Origin of the sequence: Stutzerimonas nitrititolerans (genome assembly GCF_003696285.1) — a bacterium.
GTDB classification, from domain to species: Bacteria; Pseudomonadota; Gammaproteobacteria; order Pseudomonadales; family Pseudomonadaceae; genus Stutzerimonas; species Stutzerimonas nitrititolerans.
The window spans coordinates 231553-248973 of sequence record NZ_RFFL01000002.1 but is presented as its reverse complement, the minus strand read 5'-3'; the positions used below and the strand labels follow the sequence as shown (position 1 = coordinate 248973).

The window sequence follows — 17421 nt, the reverse complement described above, 5'->3', positions numbered from 1 at the left end:
GGAACAGGGCGTGATACTGAAAGGCCACTAGTCGGAAATATTGTGACTGAATCTGTTCTTTCGGTCACGTTATCGACCCCTGCTGGCGGAACCTGAAGGCCATTCGGCGGATTTCCCCTTATTCCCGGCCATAAAAAAACCGCCCCGGAGGGCGGTTTTCCTTGGCGCTGCTGCGGTTTACAGGCCGTTCTTGGCCTTGAACTCGCGGCGGCGACGGTGCAGTACCGGCTCGGTGTAGCCGTTGGGCTGCTTGGTGCCTTCGAGGACCAGTTCCAGTGCGGCCTGGAAGGCCACGCTGTTGTCGAAGTCCGGCGCCATCGGGCGGTACAGCGGATCACCTTCGTTCTGGCGGTCGACTACTGGCGCCATGCGCTTGAGGCTTTCGACGACCTGCTCCTGGCTCACCACGCCGTGGCGCATCCAGTTGGCCATGTGTTGGCTGGAGATACGCAGGGTGGCACGGTCTTCCATCAGCGCGACATCGTTGATGTCCGGCACCTTGGAGCAGCCCACGCCCTGCTCGACCCAGCGCACCATGTAGCCGAGGATGCCCTGAGAGTTGTTGTCCAGCTCGTTGCGCTTTTCCTCTTCGCTCCAGTTGGTGTCCTTGGCCAGGGGGATGGTCAGGATGTCGTCGACCGAGGCCTTGGCGCGCTGGGTCAGCTCGGCCTGGCGGGCGAACACGTCGACCTTGTGGTAGTGCAGGGCGTGCAGGGTAGCGGCGGTCGGCGAGGGAACCCAGGCGGTGTTGGCGCCGGCCATCGGGTGGCCGATCTTCTGCTCGAGCATGCCGGCCATCAGGTCGGGCATGGCCCACATGCCCTTGCCGATCTGTGCCTTGCCCTGCAGGCCGCAGGCCAGGCCGACGTCGACGTTGTTGTCCTCGTAGGAGCTGATCCACTTCTCGGCCTTCATCGCGGCCTTGCGTACCACCGGGCCGGCTTCCATGGAGGTGTGGATCTCGTCGCCGGTGCGGTCGAGGAAGCCGGTGTTGATGAACACCACGCGCTCGCGCGCTTCCTTGATGCAGGCCTTGAGGTTGATCGAGGTGCGGCGCTCCTCGTCCATGATGCCGACTTTCAGGGTGTTGCGAGCCAGGCCGAGAACGTCTTCCACGCGACCGAACAGTTCGGTCGCGAAGGCCACCTCTTCCGGACCGTGCATCTTCGGCTTGACGATGTAGACCGAGCCGGTGCGAGTGTTCTTGCGCGTGGTGTTGCCCTTGAGGTTGTGCATGGCGGCGAGGCTGGTGAACAGGCCGTCCATGATGCCTTCCGGCACTTCGTTGCCTTCCTTGTCGAGGATGGCGTCGTTGGTCATCAGGTGTCCGACGTTGCGGATGAACAACAGGGAACGGCCATGCAGGGTCAGCTCGCCGTTGCCGTCGGCCTTGGTGTAGACGCGATCAGGGTTCATGGCGCGGGTGATGCGCTTGCCGCCCTTTTCCAGTTCCTCGACCAGGTCGCCCTTCATCAGGCCGAGCCAGTTGCGGTAGACGATGGTCTTGTCGTCGGCATCGACGGCGGCGATGGAGTCTTCGCAGTCCATGATGGTGGTCAGCGCCGCTTCCATCAGGATGTCCTTCACGCCGGCGGCGTCGGTCTGGCCGATGGGGCTGGACGGGTCGATCTGGATCTCGAAGTGGATGCCGTTGTGTTTGAGCAGCACGGCGATCGGCGCACTGGCATCGCCCTGGAAGCCGAGCAGCTGTTGCGAATCCTTCAGGCCGCTGGTGCTGCCATTCTTCAGCGATACGACCAGCTTGCCACCTTCGATGCGGTAGCCGGTGGAGTCGACGTGCGAGCCGTTTTCCAGCGGCGCGGCCTCATTGAGGAAGGCGCGGGCGTAGGCGATGACCTTGTTGCCGCGAATTTCGTTGTAGCCCGGGCCCTTGCTGGCGCCATCTGCTTCGGAGATGGCGTCGGTGCCGTACAGGGCGTCATACAGCGAACCCCAACGGGCATTGGCGGCGTTGAGCGCGAAGCGAGCGTTCATGATCGGCACCACCAGTTGCGGGCCGGCCATGTGAGTGATTTCTTCGTCGACGTTCTGGGTGGTGGCCTGGAAGTCTTCGGCTTCGGGCAGCAGATAGCCGATTTCCTGCAGGAAGGCCTTGTAGGCGACGGCGTCATGGGCCTGACCAGCGCGAGCCTGATGCCAGGCATCGATCTGTGCCTGCAGGTCGTCGCGTTTGGCCAGCAGAGCGCGATTCTTCGGCGCCAGATCGTGGATGACGCTGTCGGCACCGGCCCAGAAGGCCGCGGCCTCGACGCCGGTACCGGGAATCGCTTCGTTGTTCACAAAGTCGTACAGGACTTTGGCGACCTGCAGGCCACCGACTTGAACGCGCTCAGTCATTACTCGCCTCACTTGGTTCTTCTTCAAATCCGACGGACGATTCTTCTTGTAGTCCGGGTCGACGGATACTACCTGAAACGATACGGAAAATCAGTCGGGCCGGCGGCTCCCTTCCGCGAGCCGAACACTCTGGCGGGCGACAGGTCGAGAACGCGAAACGGGTGCTTTGTTCTATACCTATGAGGCCGCGTTCAGCGTGCACCCCAACTCAAGATGAAGGAGCCACCCATGGATCACCTCGTTCTCACGGTCATTGCCGAGGATCAGCCAGGGCTGGTCGAGCGCCTGGCCGATTGCATCGCGCGCCACGGCGGCAACTGGCTGGACAGTCGCATGTCGCGGATGGCCGGGCAGTTCGCGGGCATCCTGCAGGTGGCGGTGCCGACGTCCGCGCAGGCCGAACTCTTCGACGCGCTGCGCGAACTGGAAAGCCAGGGCATTCGCGTGCTGCTGGCGCCCAGCGGCAGCGCGCCCGGGCGCAGCTGGCGGATGGTCCGGCTGCAGCTGGTCGGCAATGACCGCCTAGGCATTGTGCGCGACATCACCCGGCTGCTGGCCAGCCACGGCGTCAACCTGGAAAGCCTGGAAACGGAAATCGCGCCCGCGCCGATGACCAACGAATCGCTGTTCCACGCCGACGCCCGCCTGGCGGTGCCGACCGGGCTGTCGCTCGAGCAATTGCAGCAGCACCTGGAAACCCTGGCGGACGATCTGATGGTGGAGCTCAAGCTGCAAGCGGCCGAGTGAGCGCCCTGCGAGCCGCTATCGCGCCGCCGCTTCAGGCGACGGCGCTTCTGCCCACCACTCGCCAGGCGTCGTAGCTGTAGACCGCCAGCCCCGCCCAGATGCAGAAGAACGCCAGCTGGCGATCGGCAGGGAAGGGCTCCTTGAACACCAGCACCGCCAGTGCCAGCAACAGGGTGGGCGTGATGTATTGCAGGAAGCCCAGGGTCGAGTAGGGCAGATGGCGCGCGGCCGCGTTGAAGCACAGCAGCGGGATCAGCGTGACCGGGCCGGCGGCCATCAGCCAGAGCGCCTGCGGATCGGTCCAGAAGGCCGCTTGCGTGCTGGCGCCTTCGCCGAACGCCAGCAGCCAGACCAGTGCGATGGGCAGCAACAACCAGGTTTCCACCACCAGCCCCGGCAGCGCCGCCACCGGTGCCTGCTTGCGCAGCAGGCCGTAGGTGCCGAAGCTCAGCGCCAGCGCGATCGATACCCAGGGAAACTCGCCCAGGGTGATCAGTTGCAGCGCGACGCCGAGCGCCGCCATCGCCACCGCCAGCCACTGCAGCGGACGCAAGCGCTCCCGCAGGATCAGCAGGCCCAGCACCACGTTGACCAGCGGGTTGATGTAGTAACCGAGGCTGGCCTCGACCATGTGGTTGTTGTTCACCGCCCAGACGTAGATCAGCCAGTTGCTGGCGATCAGCACGCTGGAAATCATCAGCACGCCGATTCTTTTCGGGTGCGCGAGCAGTTCCTGCCACCAGCCGGGGTGCCTCCACAACAGCAGCACCAATGAACCGAACAGCGCCGACCAGATGGCGCGCTGGGTGACGATTTCCAGCGCGCTGTATTGCTCGACAGCCTTGAAGTAGAGCGGAAACAGCCCCCAGATGCAGAACGTGGTGAGGCCCAGCAAATAACCTTTTCGCAAATCGGCGGTGGCCATGATTGCCCTTAAGCACGGCGGATGAGGAGGTGCGACATTCTGCGCCGCCCCGGCCGGTTTGTCTGCCGTTGTGGCAGTGCCGGAACGAAGCGTCGACAGACCCTCGACCCCTCGAAATGAACGTGCCCGGTATCGAGTCGTCAAAAATCTGAGACAGGCGGTACGGCTTGCGAGGTGAGACATGAAATTGCGCAACAAGGTCGCCCTGGTGACCGGCAGCTCCCATGGCATCGGCCTCGGGATCGCGCGGCGGCTGGCTGAAGAGGGTGCCGCTGTCGTGCTCAATGGCCGCAAGGAGGGCGGGCCGGCGCGGGAGGCCTTGGTGCAGGTGCGCGCGCTGGGCGTGCGTGCCTGTTTCATCGCCGCCGATGTCGGCTCGGTGGTCGATTGCCGGCGGCTGGTGGCGCAGGCCGCCGAGCAGATGGGCGGCCTCGATATCCTGGTGAACAACGCCGGCATCCAGAAGCACGCCGCCTTTCTCGACGCTCGCGAAGAGGATTTCGACGACGTCCTGGGCGTCAACCTGCGCGGCCCCTTCTTCCTCTCCCAGGCCTTCGCCCGTCACCGGCGCGACAGCGGCCGGGGCGGGCGCATCATCAACAACAGCTCGGTGCATGAAGAACTGCCGTTCCCCAATTTCAGCGATTACTGCGCCAGCAAGGGCGGCCTGAAGATGCTCATGCGCAACCTGGCGATCGAGCTGGCGCCGCTGGGCATCACCGTCAACAACGTTGCGCCCGGTGCGATCGAGACGCCGATCAATCGCAGCCTCATGAACCAGCCCGACAAGCTGGCCAATCTGCTCGGCAACATTCCGGCCGGACGCCTGGGGCAGCCGCGGGACGTGGCCGGCGCCGTGGCCTTTCTGGCTTCGGACGATGCCGGCTACGTCACCGGAACCACCCTGGTGGTGGATGGCGGGCTGCTATGGAACTACAGCGAGCAATGAACAGAACCGATCAGCACGCGATTTTCGACTACGACACCCGTGCCGTTTCCGCAGCCGATACCCTGACCCCTGCCGACCGCTATCAGGAGCTCTTCGTCGCGGTGCAGATGCAGCGGGTGTTTCCCGACAGCAAGACCTTCGTCGACTGCGCGCCGCGCCAGCATCCGGAGCGGATCCTGGAACTCTATCGCGCCCGTTGCGGCACGCCGGGCTTCGATCTGCGCGCTTTCGTGCATGAGCATTTCATCCGCTACGAAATGGCGCCGACCGAGTTCGTCGCCAACCCGGACGACGGCCTCGCCGAGCACATCGACCGACTCTGGCCGGTGCTCACACGCAAGCCCCGGCAGCATCCCGAGTTTTCCTCGCTGCTGCCCTTGCCGCACGACTACGTGGTGCCCGGCGGGCGTTTCACCGAGCTGTACTACTGGGATTCGTACTTCACCATGCTCGGCCTCGATGAAAGCGGGCATTGCGAGCTGTTGCGCTCCATGGCGGACAACTTCGCCTACCTGATCGACACCTATGGCCACGTGCCCAACGGCAACCGTTCCTACTACCTGAGCCGCTCGCAGCCGCCGGTGTTCGCGCTGATGACCGACCTGTTCGAGGACACCGGCGTGCACCGCGCCACCGACTATCTGCCCCAGCTGCGCAAGGAATATGCCTTCTGGAGCGAGGGTGGCGAGCACCTGCGGCCGGGAGAGGCTCACCGGCGCTGCGTCTGCCTGGCCGACGGCAGCCTGCTCAACCGCTACTGGGATGATCGCGACACGCCGCGCGAAGAGTCCTACCTGGAGGACCGGCAAACCGCACAGGCAAGCGACCGCCTGCCCTATGAGGTCTATCGCGACCTGCGCGCCGGGGCGGAATCGGGCTGGGATTTCAGCTCGCGCTGGCTGGACGACCCGCAGAAGCTATCGAGCATCCGCACCACCGCCATAGTGCCGGTGGACCTGAACAGCTTCCTCTACAAGCTGGAGCGGCAGATCGCCCGGCTCAGCCAGGTCAAAGGCTGGCAGGCCTGCGCCGAGGAGTTCCACCGTCGCGCCGAAGTGCGGCTGGCGGCCATCGACCGCTATCTGTGGAACGACGAGGTCGGCGCCTACTTCGATTACGACTGGAAACGCCGCCAGCCGCGCGACAACCTGACCGCGGCGACCCTGACGCCGCTGTTCGTGCGTATCGCCAGCAAGACGCAGGCCGAGCGGGTCGCCGCCGTCGTGCGCGAGCGGCTGCTGGCGCCCGGTGGCCTGTCGACCACCGAGCTCAGCGGCACCGGCGAGCAGTGGGACCGCCCCAATGGCTGGGCACCGCTGCAATGGATGGGGATTCGCGGGCTGCAGAACTATGGGCACGACGTGCTGGCGCTGGATATCGAGCGGCGCTGGCTGGCCATCGTCGGTCAGCTGTTCGAGCGGGAAAGCAAGCTGGTGGAAAAATACGTGCTGCGGCCCAGTGCCGAGCATGCCGGCGGCGGCGAGTATCCCTTGCAGGACGGTTTCGGCTGGACCAACGGCGTCACCCGCAAGCTGATGCAGGAGGACGCCCGGCACGAAGTGCATCGCTGCCGAGCCGGGCAATGCCGGCCGGAATGGGCCGAATCGTTGGGTGATGCCGATTGAGGTTTGCGGAGCTGTGAGATGGCAGGCTGGCGCCTGCGTTCGCCGCGAGGGCGCGCCTCCCACTAAAGCGCTTGATGGTTTCCATCCTACTGCGTGGGATCCCCAACCGGGGCGCTCTGTGCCCAGCGATGCGGAGCATGGGCGCGATCAACCACGCATAGCTCCGATGGTTCCCATGCTCCCGCGTGGGAACCCCCCATAGTCGGTATGGCGTAGCCGTGGGAGCGCCGCCCCCGGCGCGAAGCTCTTGCCCGACGGACTCAAGCCTCAGCGTTCGCGCCGATAGGGATTGGCCACGGCACCGGAAAGATCCAGCGTGCCTTTCTCGACGAAACGCTGGGTGCCGAGCAGCCCGCCGGCCAGTTTGCCGCGCAGCACGTAAGGTACCTCGTCGAAGCCGATATGCTCGGCCAGGCCCAGCGCCTGACGGGCGGCGGAGAAGGCCGAGACGGTCACCGGTACGCTCAGCACGCTTTCGCCAAAGCGGGGCACGCTGCCTTGCTGGTCGCTGACGCCGCTGGCCAGGCGCCGGCCGTTGACTTCCAGATCGAGCGCGACGCCCCGGTAATCGATGACCGTGTCGTTGGGATTCTGTACCCGCAGCTTCACCAGCATGCGCAGCTCCAGCCCTTCGCCCGTCATCGGCTGGATGCCGGCCACCTGAACGATCAGCGGGTCGCGCGAGGAAAACGCCGCGCAGGCGGCCAGGCTCAGCGCCAGCAGCGTGATTGTCAGCAAGCGGGTCAGACGCATGGGGTTCTTCACTCCGGTTTTCTGGTGATATTGCCCAGCCCCTGCAGCAGCTCCATGGGCAGCGGAAAGACGATGGTCGAGTTCTTGTCGCCGGCGATGTTGCTCAGGGTCTGCATGTAGCGCAACTGCATCGCGCCCTGCTGGCGGCCGAGCATCTCGGCGGCCTGCATCAGTTTCTCCGAGGCCTGCAGCTCGCCCTCGGCATGAATGACCTTGGCCCGCCGTTCGCGTTCCGCTTCGGCCTGGCGGGCGATGGCGCGGATCATGGATTCGTCGAGATCGACGTGCTTGATTTCCACGTTGGCCACTTTGATGCCCCAGGCGTCGGTCTGCGCGTCCAACACCTGCTGAATGTCGTTGTTGAGCTTCTCGCGTTCGGCCAGCATGTCGTCCAGATCGTGCTTGCCGAGCACGGCGCGCAGCGTGGTCTGGGCCAGCTGGCTGGTCGCCGAGTGGTAGTCCTCGACCTGGATGATCGCCTTCTCGGCATCCAGCACGCGGTAGTAGACCACCGCGTTGACTTTGACCGAGACGTTGTCGCGGGAGATCACGTCCTGGGTCGGCACGTCCAGCACCAGGGTGCGCAGGTCCACCCGGACCATCTGCTGCAATCCTGGAATGATCAGGATCAGCCCCGGCCCCTTGACCCTCCAGAAACGCCCCAACTGGAACACCACGCCGCGCTCGTATTCGCGCAGGATGCGAAAGGCCGAGGCGAGCAGGGCGATCACCAGGACCGCCACCGCGACGAAACTCAATTCAAAACCCATGGTTCACCTCTTCTCGGTTGGCGGCGCTTGCGCCGCGGTGACGTCCAGCTGCAGCCCGCGCCGTGCGATCACGCGCACCTGCTGGCCCTCGTGCAGCGGGGTGGAACTGCGGACTTGCCAGCGTTCGCCCTGCAGCTGAACCCAGCCGCTGCCGGCGTCGTCCTGTTGCAGGGCGATGATTGGCGTCAGGCAACCGACCAATTGGCTGTCGCCGCTGACCAGTCGCTGCCGGCGCGCCTTGAGAGCCATGGCGACGATGGCGAACAGCAGCAGCGCGCTCACCAGCGCGAGGGTGACGATCAGCGCCAGCGGAATGCCGTAGCCCGGGACTTCGGTGTCGAACAGGATCACCGCGCCGGTGACGAACGCCACCACGCCGCCCAGGCCGAACACGCCGAAGCTCGGCATGAAGGCCTCGGCCACCATGAAGGCGATGCCCAGCATGATCAGCGCTACCCCCGCATAGCTGACCGGCAGCAATTGCAGCGCATAGAGCGCCAGCAGCAGGCAGATGCCACCGATCACGCCACCGGCGCCCGTGCCCGGGTTGGCGAATTCGAAGATCAGCCCGTAGATGCCGATCATCATCAGGATCAGTGCCACGCTGGGGTTGGTGATCACTGCCAGCAGGCGCACCCGCCAGTCCGGCTCGTGGTGAACCAGCGGGGCGTTGGCGGTCTGCAGTTGTCGCTCGCCGGTGGAGGTCTGCAGAGTCTGGCCATCGAGCTGGATGAGCAGGCCGGGAAGGTCGGCGGCCAGGTAATCGATCACCTTCAGCTCCAGCGCTTCGCTGGCCGACAGGCTGACAGCTTCACGCACCGCCTGTTCGGCCCATTCGGCATTGCGCCCGCGCAGCTGCGCCAGGCCGCGGATATAGGCGGCGGCGTCGTTGACCTGCTTGCGGCTCATGGCATCGCCACCGGCCTGCTGTTCGCTTTCGCCTTTCTCCGGTTGGGGCGCACCCGTCGGCGCGCCGAGCTGCACCGGGGTGGCGGCGCCGAGGTTGGTGCCGGGCGCCATCGCCGCGACGTGGCTGGCATAGAGCAGATAGGTGCCGGCGCTGGCCGCCCGCGCGCCGCTCGGCGATACGTAGCTGGCCACCGGCACCGGGCTGGCGAGGATCGCCTGGATGATCGCGCGCATGGAGTCGTCCAGCCCGCCAGGGGTGTCCAGTTGCAGCACCACCAGTTGCGCCGCGTCCTGCTCGGCCTGTTGCAAGCCGCGGATCACGTAGTCGGCGCTGGCCGGGCCGATGACGCCCTGCACGCGCAACACCGTAACCGCCTCGGCCGCCAGCGCCTGCCCTGCCAGCGCGAGCAGCAGCGTCAGGGTGCACAACGATCGAAGGCGCAACTGGCCGAGCATGTCGCTTTCCTCGCAAAGACATCGGGACACCGAACCAGGCGGATGCTCGGTGGAGGAGTACCAGAGAGGATAGTTCAAGGCCGGCCGCTTCCGATTGCGACACCATGGCGCTGCCGGGAGCCGACCGCACTGAACTCCGGATGCGCAACGAACCTCGAAATTCAAAGGCCAGGACAGCGAGGAGTCGGCGATGCGTGTTCATCACCTCAATTGCGGTTGCATGTGCCCACTCGGGGGCGCGCTGTTCGATGGCTTCAGCAAGGGCCCGACGGCCCAGCTGGTTTGCCACTGCCTGCTGATCGAGACCGAGCGTCATGGCCTGGTGCTGGTCGATACGGGCTTCGGCGAGTGCGATGTGCTGGAGCCGCGCAAACGCCTGAGCGGTTTCTTCATCGCCTTCAACAACATCAGGTTCGAGCGCCGTTTCACCGCGCTGGAACAGATCCGCCAGCTGGGTTTCGCCGCCGAAGACGTGCGGCACATCCTGCTCACCCATCTGGATTTCGATCATGCCGGTGGCCTCAGCGATTTTCCCGGCGCTCAGGTGCATCTGTTGCAGCGCGAGATGGATGCCGCGCGCTCGACCCACAGCTTTCTCGGCCATCGGCGCTACCGCCGTCGGCAATGGGACGAGGTGCGCAACTGGCAGTTCTACGAGCCGGGCGGCGATCTCTGGTTCGGCTTCCAGGCGGTCAAGGAGCTGCGCGGCCTGCCGCCGGAAATCCTGCTGATTCCACTGACCGGGCACACCCACGGGCATGCGGGCGTCGCCGTACAAACCGCCGATGGCTGGTTGCTGCACGCCGGCGATGCCTACTTCTACCGGGACGAGGTCGGCCAGACCGAGCGGCATTGCACGCCGGGGCTGCGTTTCTATCAGCGAATGATGGAAGTCGACCGGCCGGCCCGGCTGGGCAACCAGCACCGGCTGTGGACCCTTTCCCTGGAGCACCGGGACGAAGTCACGCTGTTCTGCAGCCACGACGCGAAGGAACTCGAACGCATGCAGTCCAGGGCGCCGTCGCCATGAGCTATGTGCGCTGGATCGGCCTGATTGCCTGCTCGGTCGCGGGGCTGGGATACCTGTGGCTGGGTAACTTCAACATGGCCGGTCTGCTTCTGGCCCTGGCCGTGCTTTCATGGGTCAACATCCGGCGCAAGCGCGATGATCGGCCGCGGCCGTGACGAGTGCGCTCAGTCTGCCAGCCAGGCGATGATCAGCCCTGCCAGCAAGGCGATGGCGGCACCCCCGAGTACCGCCAGTTTGCCTACCGTCTCGGAAGCCAGGCCGAGCGCCTTGTCCCTGGCCTGCTCGCCGAAGCGGCCCTCGGTATGATGCAGTCCTTCGACCGGCTGGTAGAGGTTGTCGGGGCGATCGCTCGCGGCATCCTCGGCGGTCAGCTGCCCGCTCCACGCCTGGCGAGCCATCATCCGGTCGAGCAGACCGGGCATGAACAGGGTGCCGATGATCGCCTGGAAACTGGCTTTGCCCAGCCAGAGTTCGCGCGGCGCCTCGATCGCCGCGCGCAGGATCGCCCGCGCCGCCACCTCCGGCGTATGGATCGGCGGCACCGGCTGCAATCGCTTGCCCATCCTGTTGCGGGCCCAGTCGAACTGCGGGGTGTTGTGCGCCGGCAGCTGAACCATGGTCACGCGCACCCGACTGTTGTCGTGAATCAGCTCGCAGCGCAATGAATCGGTGAAGCCACGCAGGGCGAACTTGGCCGCGCAGTAGGCCGACTGCAAGGGAATAGCGCGGTATGACAGCGCCGAACCGACCTGCACGATGGTGCCCTGGTCGCGCGCCCTCATGTGACGCAGGGCAGCCATGGTGCCGTGCACGGCGCCCAGATAGGTCACCTCGGTGACTCGGCGGATTTCCGCGGCGCTCAGCCGTTCGATGGGGCCGAACACCGTGGCCATGGCGGCATTCACCCAGACGCCGATCGGCCCCAGTTCCGCTTCGACGCGTGCCGCAGCCTGATCGATGGCCTCGGCATCGGCGACATCGGCCGCGATGCACAGCACCCTGGCGCCAAGCCGCTCCAGCTCGGCCCGGGTATCCATCAGCCCGCGCTCGCCGCGGGCGACAAGTGCAACGGCGTAGCCGGCCTGGGCGAAGGCCCGTGCCGTGGCGCGGCCAACCCCGGCGGTCGCGCCGCAGATAACCACGGTTGGTGCAGTCATGTACTTCTCCTGCGCAGTGGAGGCGTTTGTCATCGCCGAGCGAGAGCGGAACAACGGAGACCGTCTCAAAGACGACCGGACAGGGATATGTGAGTTCCGATCAGACGTGAACGGGCGGCGATGTTCGACCTTCGGCCAATTGAAGGGCGAGGCCGGCGCTGTAATAGTTAGCAAGCTAAGCGTAAGCTTGGCGCTGTCGCTCGCTCACAAGGCAGGCGGCCGAACGCATGGGTCATCGCCTCATCGGCTGGCCCGCCGCGTTTCTTCCTCTTGCGCCCATGGCGCTCCGGTGGCTTATCCGGCCGCTCGCTGAACCTCCAGCCGTCGCCTATCGGCAGCGGCTGGTTCCTTCCCCGATCGAAACGGAACCCGAACCGCGCGATCAGGTCGATTCAGAACCTTTTCGACAATAGCTGCAGGAGCTTCCGTGGACCTGATCCGAATTCTGATCGCAATCGTGCTGCCACCGTTGGGCGTGTTTCTGCAAGTCGGGCTTGGCGGTGCGTTCTGGCTGAATATCCTGTTGACCTTGCTGGGCTACCTGCCGGGCATCATTCACGCGGTGTGGATCATCGCGCGGCGCTGATATCCAACTGATCGACAATTGGAGCGCGCATTGCGACAGGCTTTTTGTGCTCGCCTCTTCAGGCGTGTAAAGTCGCTCGCTCTCGCTTCGGTGCATGAGAAATTTCGCGCCGAACTTACACGAACAAGCCGGATATACAGGCGTAACGGGCGGGCTGTCGAAACCAACCGCTCGTGCGTACCTGCCAACCTGTAGTCACCGCCGTACGCAGGTCGCCGGAAAGGAACCCCCGATGAGCGACTCCTCGATCGATCAGCAAAGTTTCAGACGCATCCTCAATCGCAATGTCGGCCTGCCGCTCGGCTTCGGTTTCCTCAGCGCGTTCTTCTTCAGTGCCATCGTCTACTACCTGCTCAACGTCAACCACACCGCCGAACGCTCGGTGGAGGAAGTAGCCGTGGCGCATGAAACCTTCAAGGTCCTGATCGACCTGGAAAGCGGCATGCGCGGCTATCTGATCGCAGGTGAGGAACTGTTTCTCCAGCCCTACCTGAACGGCTTGCCGGTGCTGGAGCGTGGCATGGCCGATCTGCGGGAGCAGATCGGTGAGAATCCGCTGCAGCTTCGGCGGATCGAGCGGATCGAAACGCTGCTGCAGCAATGGCAGGACTTCGCCCGGACCGGTATCGAGCGGCGGCGCGAAGGGTTGCCGATCGTCGAATACATTCGTTCCGACCGTGGCCGCCAGCTGATCGAAGAGATGCGGGCCCTGTTCAACGAACTGATCGAGGAAGAACGTCGCGTGCGTGCTGCACGCAGCGACAGCGCCGAGACGATCACCACGGCGCTGATCGGTGGCTTCCTGCTGTTCAGCCTGCTCTTCAGCGGCTTTCTGGTCTACCGCGCACGGCGCGACCTGGTGGGCCTGTCACAGACCTACACCGAAGCGCTGGATCAGCAGAAGGCGCATGCCGCCGCCCTGGAAAAGCAGGCCTGGTATCGCACCGGCCAGACCCAGCTGAGCGAGGCGATCATCGGCGAGCAGACGCTGCCGACCCTCGGGCAGAGCGTCCTGGGCTTCCTGTCCCGTTATCTCGATGTGGCAGTGGGTGCGCTGTATACCGAGCAGGATGGCAAGCTGCAACGGGTGGCCGAGTTCGCCTGGGACAAGGATCAGTTGGCCTCCAGCCGCTCGCTGGAACTGGGTGAAGGTTTGGTGGGGCAGGTGGCGCTGGAACGTCGACCGATGGCGCTGGACAGCCTGCCGAAGGACTACCTCAAGGTCAGCTCGGCGCTGGGCAGTACCGATGTGCGGAGCGTGCTCATCTTCCCCGTGGAGGACAGCGGCATGCTCAATGCGGTGCTGGAGATCGGCTTCATGCGCCCGCTGCGGGAGGAGGACAGCGAGCTGCTGCGGCGCATTTCCGAAAGCATCGGCTCGGGCATCGAGGCCGCGCGTTATCGCCAGCGTTTGCAGCGTGTACTCAGCGAAACCCAGCAGCTCAACGAAGAACTGCAGGTTCAGCAGGAAGAGTTGCGTGCCGCCAACGAGGAGCTCGAAGAGCAGTCCAATGCCCTGCGAGAATCGCAGATGCACATGGAGGAGCAGCAGGCCGAGCTGGAGCAGACCAACGAACAGCTGGCCGAGCAGACGCTGGAGCTGGCCCGCCAGCGCGACGAAATGGATCAGAAGAACGATCGCCTGCGCGACGCGCAACTGCTGCTCGAATCCCATGCCGAGGATCTGCAGCGGGCCAGTCGCTACAAGTCGGAATTCCTGGCGAACATGTCCCACGAGCTGCGCACGCCGCTCAACAGTTCGCTGATCCTGGCCAAGTTGCTGGCGGACAACCCCGACGGCAACCTCAGCGACGACCAGGTGCAGTTCGCTCACTCCATCTATTCGGCCGGCAACGACCTGCTGACCCTGATCAACGACATCCTCGACATCTCCAAGGTCGAGGCCGGCAAGCTCGACATCCATCCCGAACTGCTGAACCTGCCGCGGATGCTCGAGGGCCTGAAGCACCTGTTCAACGCCCAGGCGCAGGAAAAATCGCTGCACTTCGACGTGGAGATCGACGACGAGGCGCCGTCCAGCCTGTTCACCGATCGCCAGCGCGTCGAACAGATCCTGCGCAACCTCTTGTCCAACGCGTTCAAGTTCACCGAAAAGGGTTCGGTGAGGCTGAGCGTTCGGCGCCACGACAGCGGGCAGATCGCCTTCGCGGTGCGCGATTCGGGTATAGGCATTCCGCTGGACCAGCAGGCGGTGGTGTTCGAGGCGTTTCGCCAGGCCGACGGCACGACCAATCGCCGTTACGGCGGCACCGGCCTGGGGCTGTCGATTTCCCGCGAGCTGGCGCAATTGCTGGGCGGCACGCTCGAGGTACGCAGCGAGCCGGGCGCCGGCAGCGTCTTCACCCTGCTCGTGCCGGAAACCTACAGTGAACCGGCTGAAGCGCAGGAGGCGCCCGTGCTGCCTGCGGCGCTGCCGAAGCAGTCGAATACGGTGTCGGCCCCGCCCGCGCCTGCCGCGCGTCGGCTGCGCGAGAGCTCGCAGGCACAGCCGGCGCCGATCATCGACGACCGCGACGTCATGCCGTTCAAGGAGCGCATGGTGCTGGTGATCGAGGACGAGCCGCAGTTCGCCTGCATCCTGCGCGAACTGGCCCATGAGTTGAAGTACAGCTGCCTGATCGCGCAGAACGCCGATGAGGGTTTCGATACGGCGCTGCAATACCGCCCCGATGCCATCCTGCTCGACATGTGCCTGCCCGACCACTCGGGGCTGACGGTGCTCGAGCGGCTCAAGGAAAGTCCCTTCACGCGGCACATCCCGGTGCACGTGGTATCGGTCGAGGATCGCAAGGAAACCGCGCTACAGATGGGCGCGGTGGGCTATGCGCTGAAACCCACGACCCGCGAGGATCTCAAGGAGGTATTCAGCCGGCTGGAGGCCAAACTGGTGCAGAAGGTCAAACGCATCCTGCTGGTCGAGGACGACGCGCTGCAGCGTGCAAGCATGTCGCAGCTGATCGAGGACGAGGACGTGGAAATCACCGCGGTCGAGTTCGGCGAACAGGCGCTCGAGCATCTGCGCTCGACGGTGTTCGATTGCATGATCATCGACCTCAAGCTGCCGGACATGGACGGCCACGAGCTGCTCGAGCGCATGGCCCGCGAGGACATCTGCTCCTTCCCGCCGGTCATCGTCTACACCGGTCGCAACCTCACCCGCGATGAGGAGGCGGCGCTGCTGAGGTACTCGCGCTCGATCATCATCAAGGGCGCGCGCTCGCCGGAGCGCCTGCTCGACGAGGTCACGCTGTTCCTGCACAAGGTCGAGTCGGACATGCCGCTGGAGCGACAGAAGATGCTCAAGAGCGTGCGCAGCCGGGAGAAGGCGTTCGAAGGGCGCAAGATCCTGGTGGTCGACGACGACGTGCGCAATATCTTCGCCCTCACCAGTGCGCTGGAGCAGAAGGGCGCGCTGGTCGAGATCGCGCGCAACGGCCATGAAGCCATCTCGCAGCTGCAGCAGATCGGCGACATCGACCTGGTGCTGATGGACATCATGATGCCGGAGATGGACGGCTTCACCGCCATGGAGGAAATCCGCAAGGAGCCACGCTTCGCCCGCCTGCCGATCATCGCGGTGACCGCCAAGGCGATGAAGAACGACCAGGAGCGCTGCCTGCGCGCCGGCGCCAACGATTACCTGGCCAAGCCCATCGAGCTGGATCGCCTGTTCTCGCTGATCCGGGTCTGGCTGCCGAAGATGGAGTTGCTTTGATATGGCCGATCGAAGCCAGCAGATCGAGCTCAAGCTGCTGATCGAGGCGATCTACCTGCGCTACGGCTACGATTTTCGCGGCTACAGCGCCGCGTCGCTCAAGCGCCGCGTGCTGCTGGCGCTGCGGCAACTGCAATGCGAGGGCATTTCCGAACTGCAGCACAAGATTCTCTACGATCCGCAGGTTTTCATGGAGCTGCTGCAGTACCTCACCATCCCCGTCAGCGAGATGTTTCGCGACCCCAGCTACTACCTGGCGTTGCGTGAACAGGTGGTGCCGGTGCTGCGGACCTATCCTTCGCTGAAGATCTGGGTGGCCGGTTGCAGCACGGGTGAAGAGGTCTACTCGCTGGCCATTCTGCTGCGCGAGGAAGGCCTGCTGGAGCGTTCGATCCTCTACGCCACCGATATCAATCCGCGCTCGCTGGAGCAGGCCCGGCAGGGCATCTTCGGCATCGACGATCTGCAGCAGTACACCGAGAACTACCAGCGAGCCGGCGGCAAGCGCAGCTTCTCGGACTATTACACCGCTGCTTACGACTCGGCGATCATGGACAAGTCGCTGAAGGACCACGTCACCTTCGCCGACCACAGCCTGGCGACCGACAGCGTATTTGCCGAGACGCAGCTGATTTCCTGTCGCAACGTTCTGATCTATTTCAACAAGCCGTTGCAGGACCGCGCCTTCGGGCTCTTTCACGAATCCTTGTGCCACCGTGGTTTCCTCGGGCTGGGCAGCAGGGAAACGGTGGAGTTTTCCGGCTATGCCAACCAGTACGAAGCCTTCGACAAGCAGGAAAGGATCTTTCGCAAGCTATGAAAAGCGTCCAGCCTGCAACGTCGCTCTCGCGACGCGCGCCGCCGATCGAGGCGGTGGTAGTCGGCACCTCCGCAGGCGGCCTGGCGGCCCTGGGGGTTCTGGTGGACGGCCTCGCGGCTGACCGGCGGTCGCCCTTGCTGGTCGTCCAGCACGTGCCGGCCCACGGCCCGACGCAACTGGTGGAAATCTTCCAGCGCAAGACGGCGCTGCGCGTGAAGGAAGCCGAAGACAAGGAGTCGATCGTCGCGGGCACGCTGTATTTCGCCGTTCCAGGCTACCACTTGCTGGTGGAACAGGATTGCAGCCTCTCGTTGAGCCAGGACGATGCCGTGCATTTCTCGCGGCCTTCCATCGATGTGCTGTTCGAGTCGGCGGCCGACGCCTGGGGCCCGCGCGTGGCGGGCATCCTCCTGACCGGTGCCAACGAGGATGGTGCGGCAGGCCTGCAAGCCATTCAGCGCGCCGGCGGCCTGACGGTGGTGCAGGACCCGCAGGAGGCCGAGGTGGCGAGCATGCCGCTGGCGGCCCTGCAACGTATTACCCCGGACTATATTTTGCCTCTGCGCGACATCCACCGATTGTTGCGAGAAATGGAGTGAC

General features: G+C 64.7%; 15 protein-coding genes. 9 read left to right on the top strand and 6 right to left on the bottom strand.

Annotated elements, in window-relative coordinates:
- Window positions 1-177: 177 nt before the first annotated feature.
- On the bottom strand, window positions 178-2358 hold the full coding sequence (locus EA795_RS03255) for a malate synthase G (RefSeq protein ID WP_122075560.1): 2181 nt from the start codon (window positions 2356-2358) through the stop codon (window positions 178-180).
- Between the two features lie 228 nt (window positions 2359-2586).
- On the opposite strand from EA795_RS03255, the gene EA795_RS03250 reads away from it, so the two are divergent.
- Entirely contained in the window at window positions 2587-3105 is a 519-nt protein-coding gene (locus tag EA795_RS03250) for a glycine cleavage system transcriptional repressor (RefSeq protein WP_122075558.1), read from the top strand.
- Between the two features lie 31 nt (window positions 3106-3136).
- On the opposite strand, the gene rarD is transcribed toward EA795_RS03250, so the two are convergent.
- Window positions 3137-4030, bottom strand: coding sequence for an EamA family transporter RarD (gene rarD / locus EA795_RS03245; RefSeq protein ID WP_058077019.1), 894 nt, complete (start codon window positions 4028-4030; stop codon window positions 3137-3139).
- A gap of 181 nt (window positions 4031-4211) precedes the next feature.
- Here rarD and EA795_RS03240 point away from each other — a divergent pair, with 181 nt between their 5' ends.
- Together EA795_RS03240 and treF are read left to right on the top strand one after the other, a co-directional pair.
- Window positions 4212-4979 (top strand): SDR family NAD(P)-dependent oxidoreductase, encoded by a 768-nt coding sequence (locus tag EA795_RS03240; protein WP_122075556.1) that lies wholly within the window; start codon window positions 4212-4214, stop codon window positions 4977-4979.
- Complete coding sequence (treF, locus tag EA795_RS03235) at window positions 4976-6604, top strand: alpha,alpha-trehalase TreF (protein WP_122075554.1); 1629 nt, start codon at window positions 4976-4978, stop codon at window positions 6602-6604. Before EA795_RS03240 ends, treF begins: the two co-directional genes overlap by 4 nt.
- Window positions 6605-6871: 267 nt before the next feature.
- Here treF and EA795_RS03230 read toward each other — a convergent pair whose 3' ends face one another.
- Genes EA795_RS03230 through EA795_RS03220 form a run of 3 tightly spaced genes read right to left on the bottom strand, consistent with a single transcriptional unit; the run spans window position 6872 to window position 9492 of the window.
- A complete protein-coding gene (locus tag EA795_RS03230) occupies window positions 6872-7357 on the bottom strand; it encodes an LEA/WHy family protein (protein ID WP_043942706.1) in 486 nt (161 codons plus the stop codon).
- Window positions 7358-7365: 8 nt separating this feature from the next.
- Complete coding sequence (locus tag EA795_RS03225) at window positions 7366-8127, bottom strand: slipin family protein (protein ID WP_058074238.1); 762 nt, start codon at window positions 8125-8127, stop codon at window positions 7366-7368.
- Between the two features lie 3 nt (window positions 8128-8130).
- On the bottom strand, window positions 8131-9492 hold the full coding sequence (locus EA795_RS03220; protein ID WP_122075552.1) for an NfeD family protein: 1362 nt from the start codon (window positions 9490-9492) through the stop codon (window positions 8131-8133).
- Between the two features lie 190 nt (window positions 9493-9682).
- Here EA795_RS03220 and EA795_RS03215 point away from each other — a divergent pair, with 190 nt between their 5' ends.
- Both EA795_RS03215 and EA795_RS21155 read left to right on the top strand, forming a co-directional pair.
- Window positions 9683-10522: an MBL fold metallo-hydrolase gene (locus EA795_RS03215; RefSeq protein WP_122075550.1), complete on the top strand. Its 840-nt coding sequence runs from the start codon at window positions 9683-9685 to the stop codon at window positions 10520-10522.
- Entirely contained in the window at window positions 10519-10677 is a 159-nt protein-coding gene (locus EA795_RS21155) for a hypothetical protein (RefSeq protein WP_014851295.1), read from the top strand. The genes EA795_RS03215 and EA795_RS21155 overlap by 4 nt, the downstream gene beginning before the upstream one ends.
- A gap of 9 nt (window positions 10678-10686) precedes the next feature.
- Here the strand turns inward: EA795_RS21155 and EA795_RS03210 are convergent, their stop codons facing one another.
- Entirely contained in the window at window positions 10687-11679 is a 993-nt protein-coding gene (locus EA795_RS03210; protein WP_058077024.1) for an SDR family oxidoreductase, read from the bottom strand.
- A 427-nt stretch (window positions 11680-12106) separates the two neighbouring features.
- Here EA795_RS03210 and EA795_RS03205 point away from each other — a divergent pair, with 427 nt between their 5' ends.
- The 4 genes from EA795_RS03205 to EA795_RS03190 all read left to right on the top strand — a co-directional run bounded on the left by EA795_RS03205 (window position 12107) and on the right by EA795_RS03190 (window position 17420).
- On the top strand, window positions 12107-12265 hold the full coding sequence (locus EA795_RS03205; RefSeq protein ID WP_122075547.1) for a YqaE/Pmp3 family membrane protein: 159 nt from the start codon (window positions 12107-12109) through the stop codon (window positions 12263-12265).
- Window positions 12266-12497: 232 nt separating this feature from the next.
- The gene (locus EA795_RS03200) at window positions 12498-16001 is read left to right on the top strand and encodes a response regulator (RefSeq protein ID WP_122075545.1); all 3504 of its coding nucleotides are present in this window, start codon (window positions 12498-12500) and stop codon (window positions 15999-16001) included.
- A gap of 1 nt (window position 16002) precedes the next feature.
- Window positions 16003-16821, top strand: coding sequence for a CheR family methyltransferase (locus tag EA795_RS03195; protein ID WP_014851299.1), 819 nt, complete (start codon window positions 16003-16005; stop codon window positions 16819-16821).
- On the top strand, window positions 16818-17420 hold the full coding sequence (locus EA795_RS03190) for a chemotaxis protein CheB (protein WP_122075543.1): 603 nt from the start codon (window positions 16818-16820) through the stop codon (window positions 17418-17420). The genes EA795_RS03195 and EA795_RS03190 overlap by 4 nt, the downstream gene beginning before the upstream one ends.
- The last annotated feature ends 1 nt before the right edge of the window (window position 17421 follow it).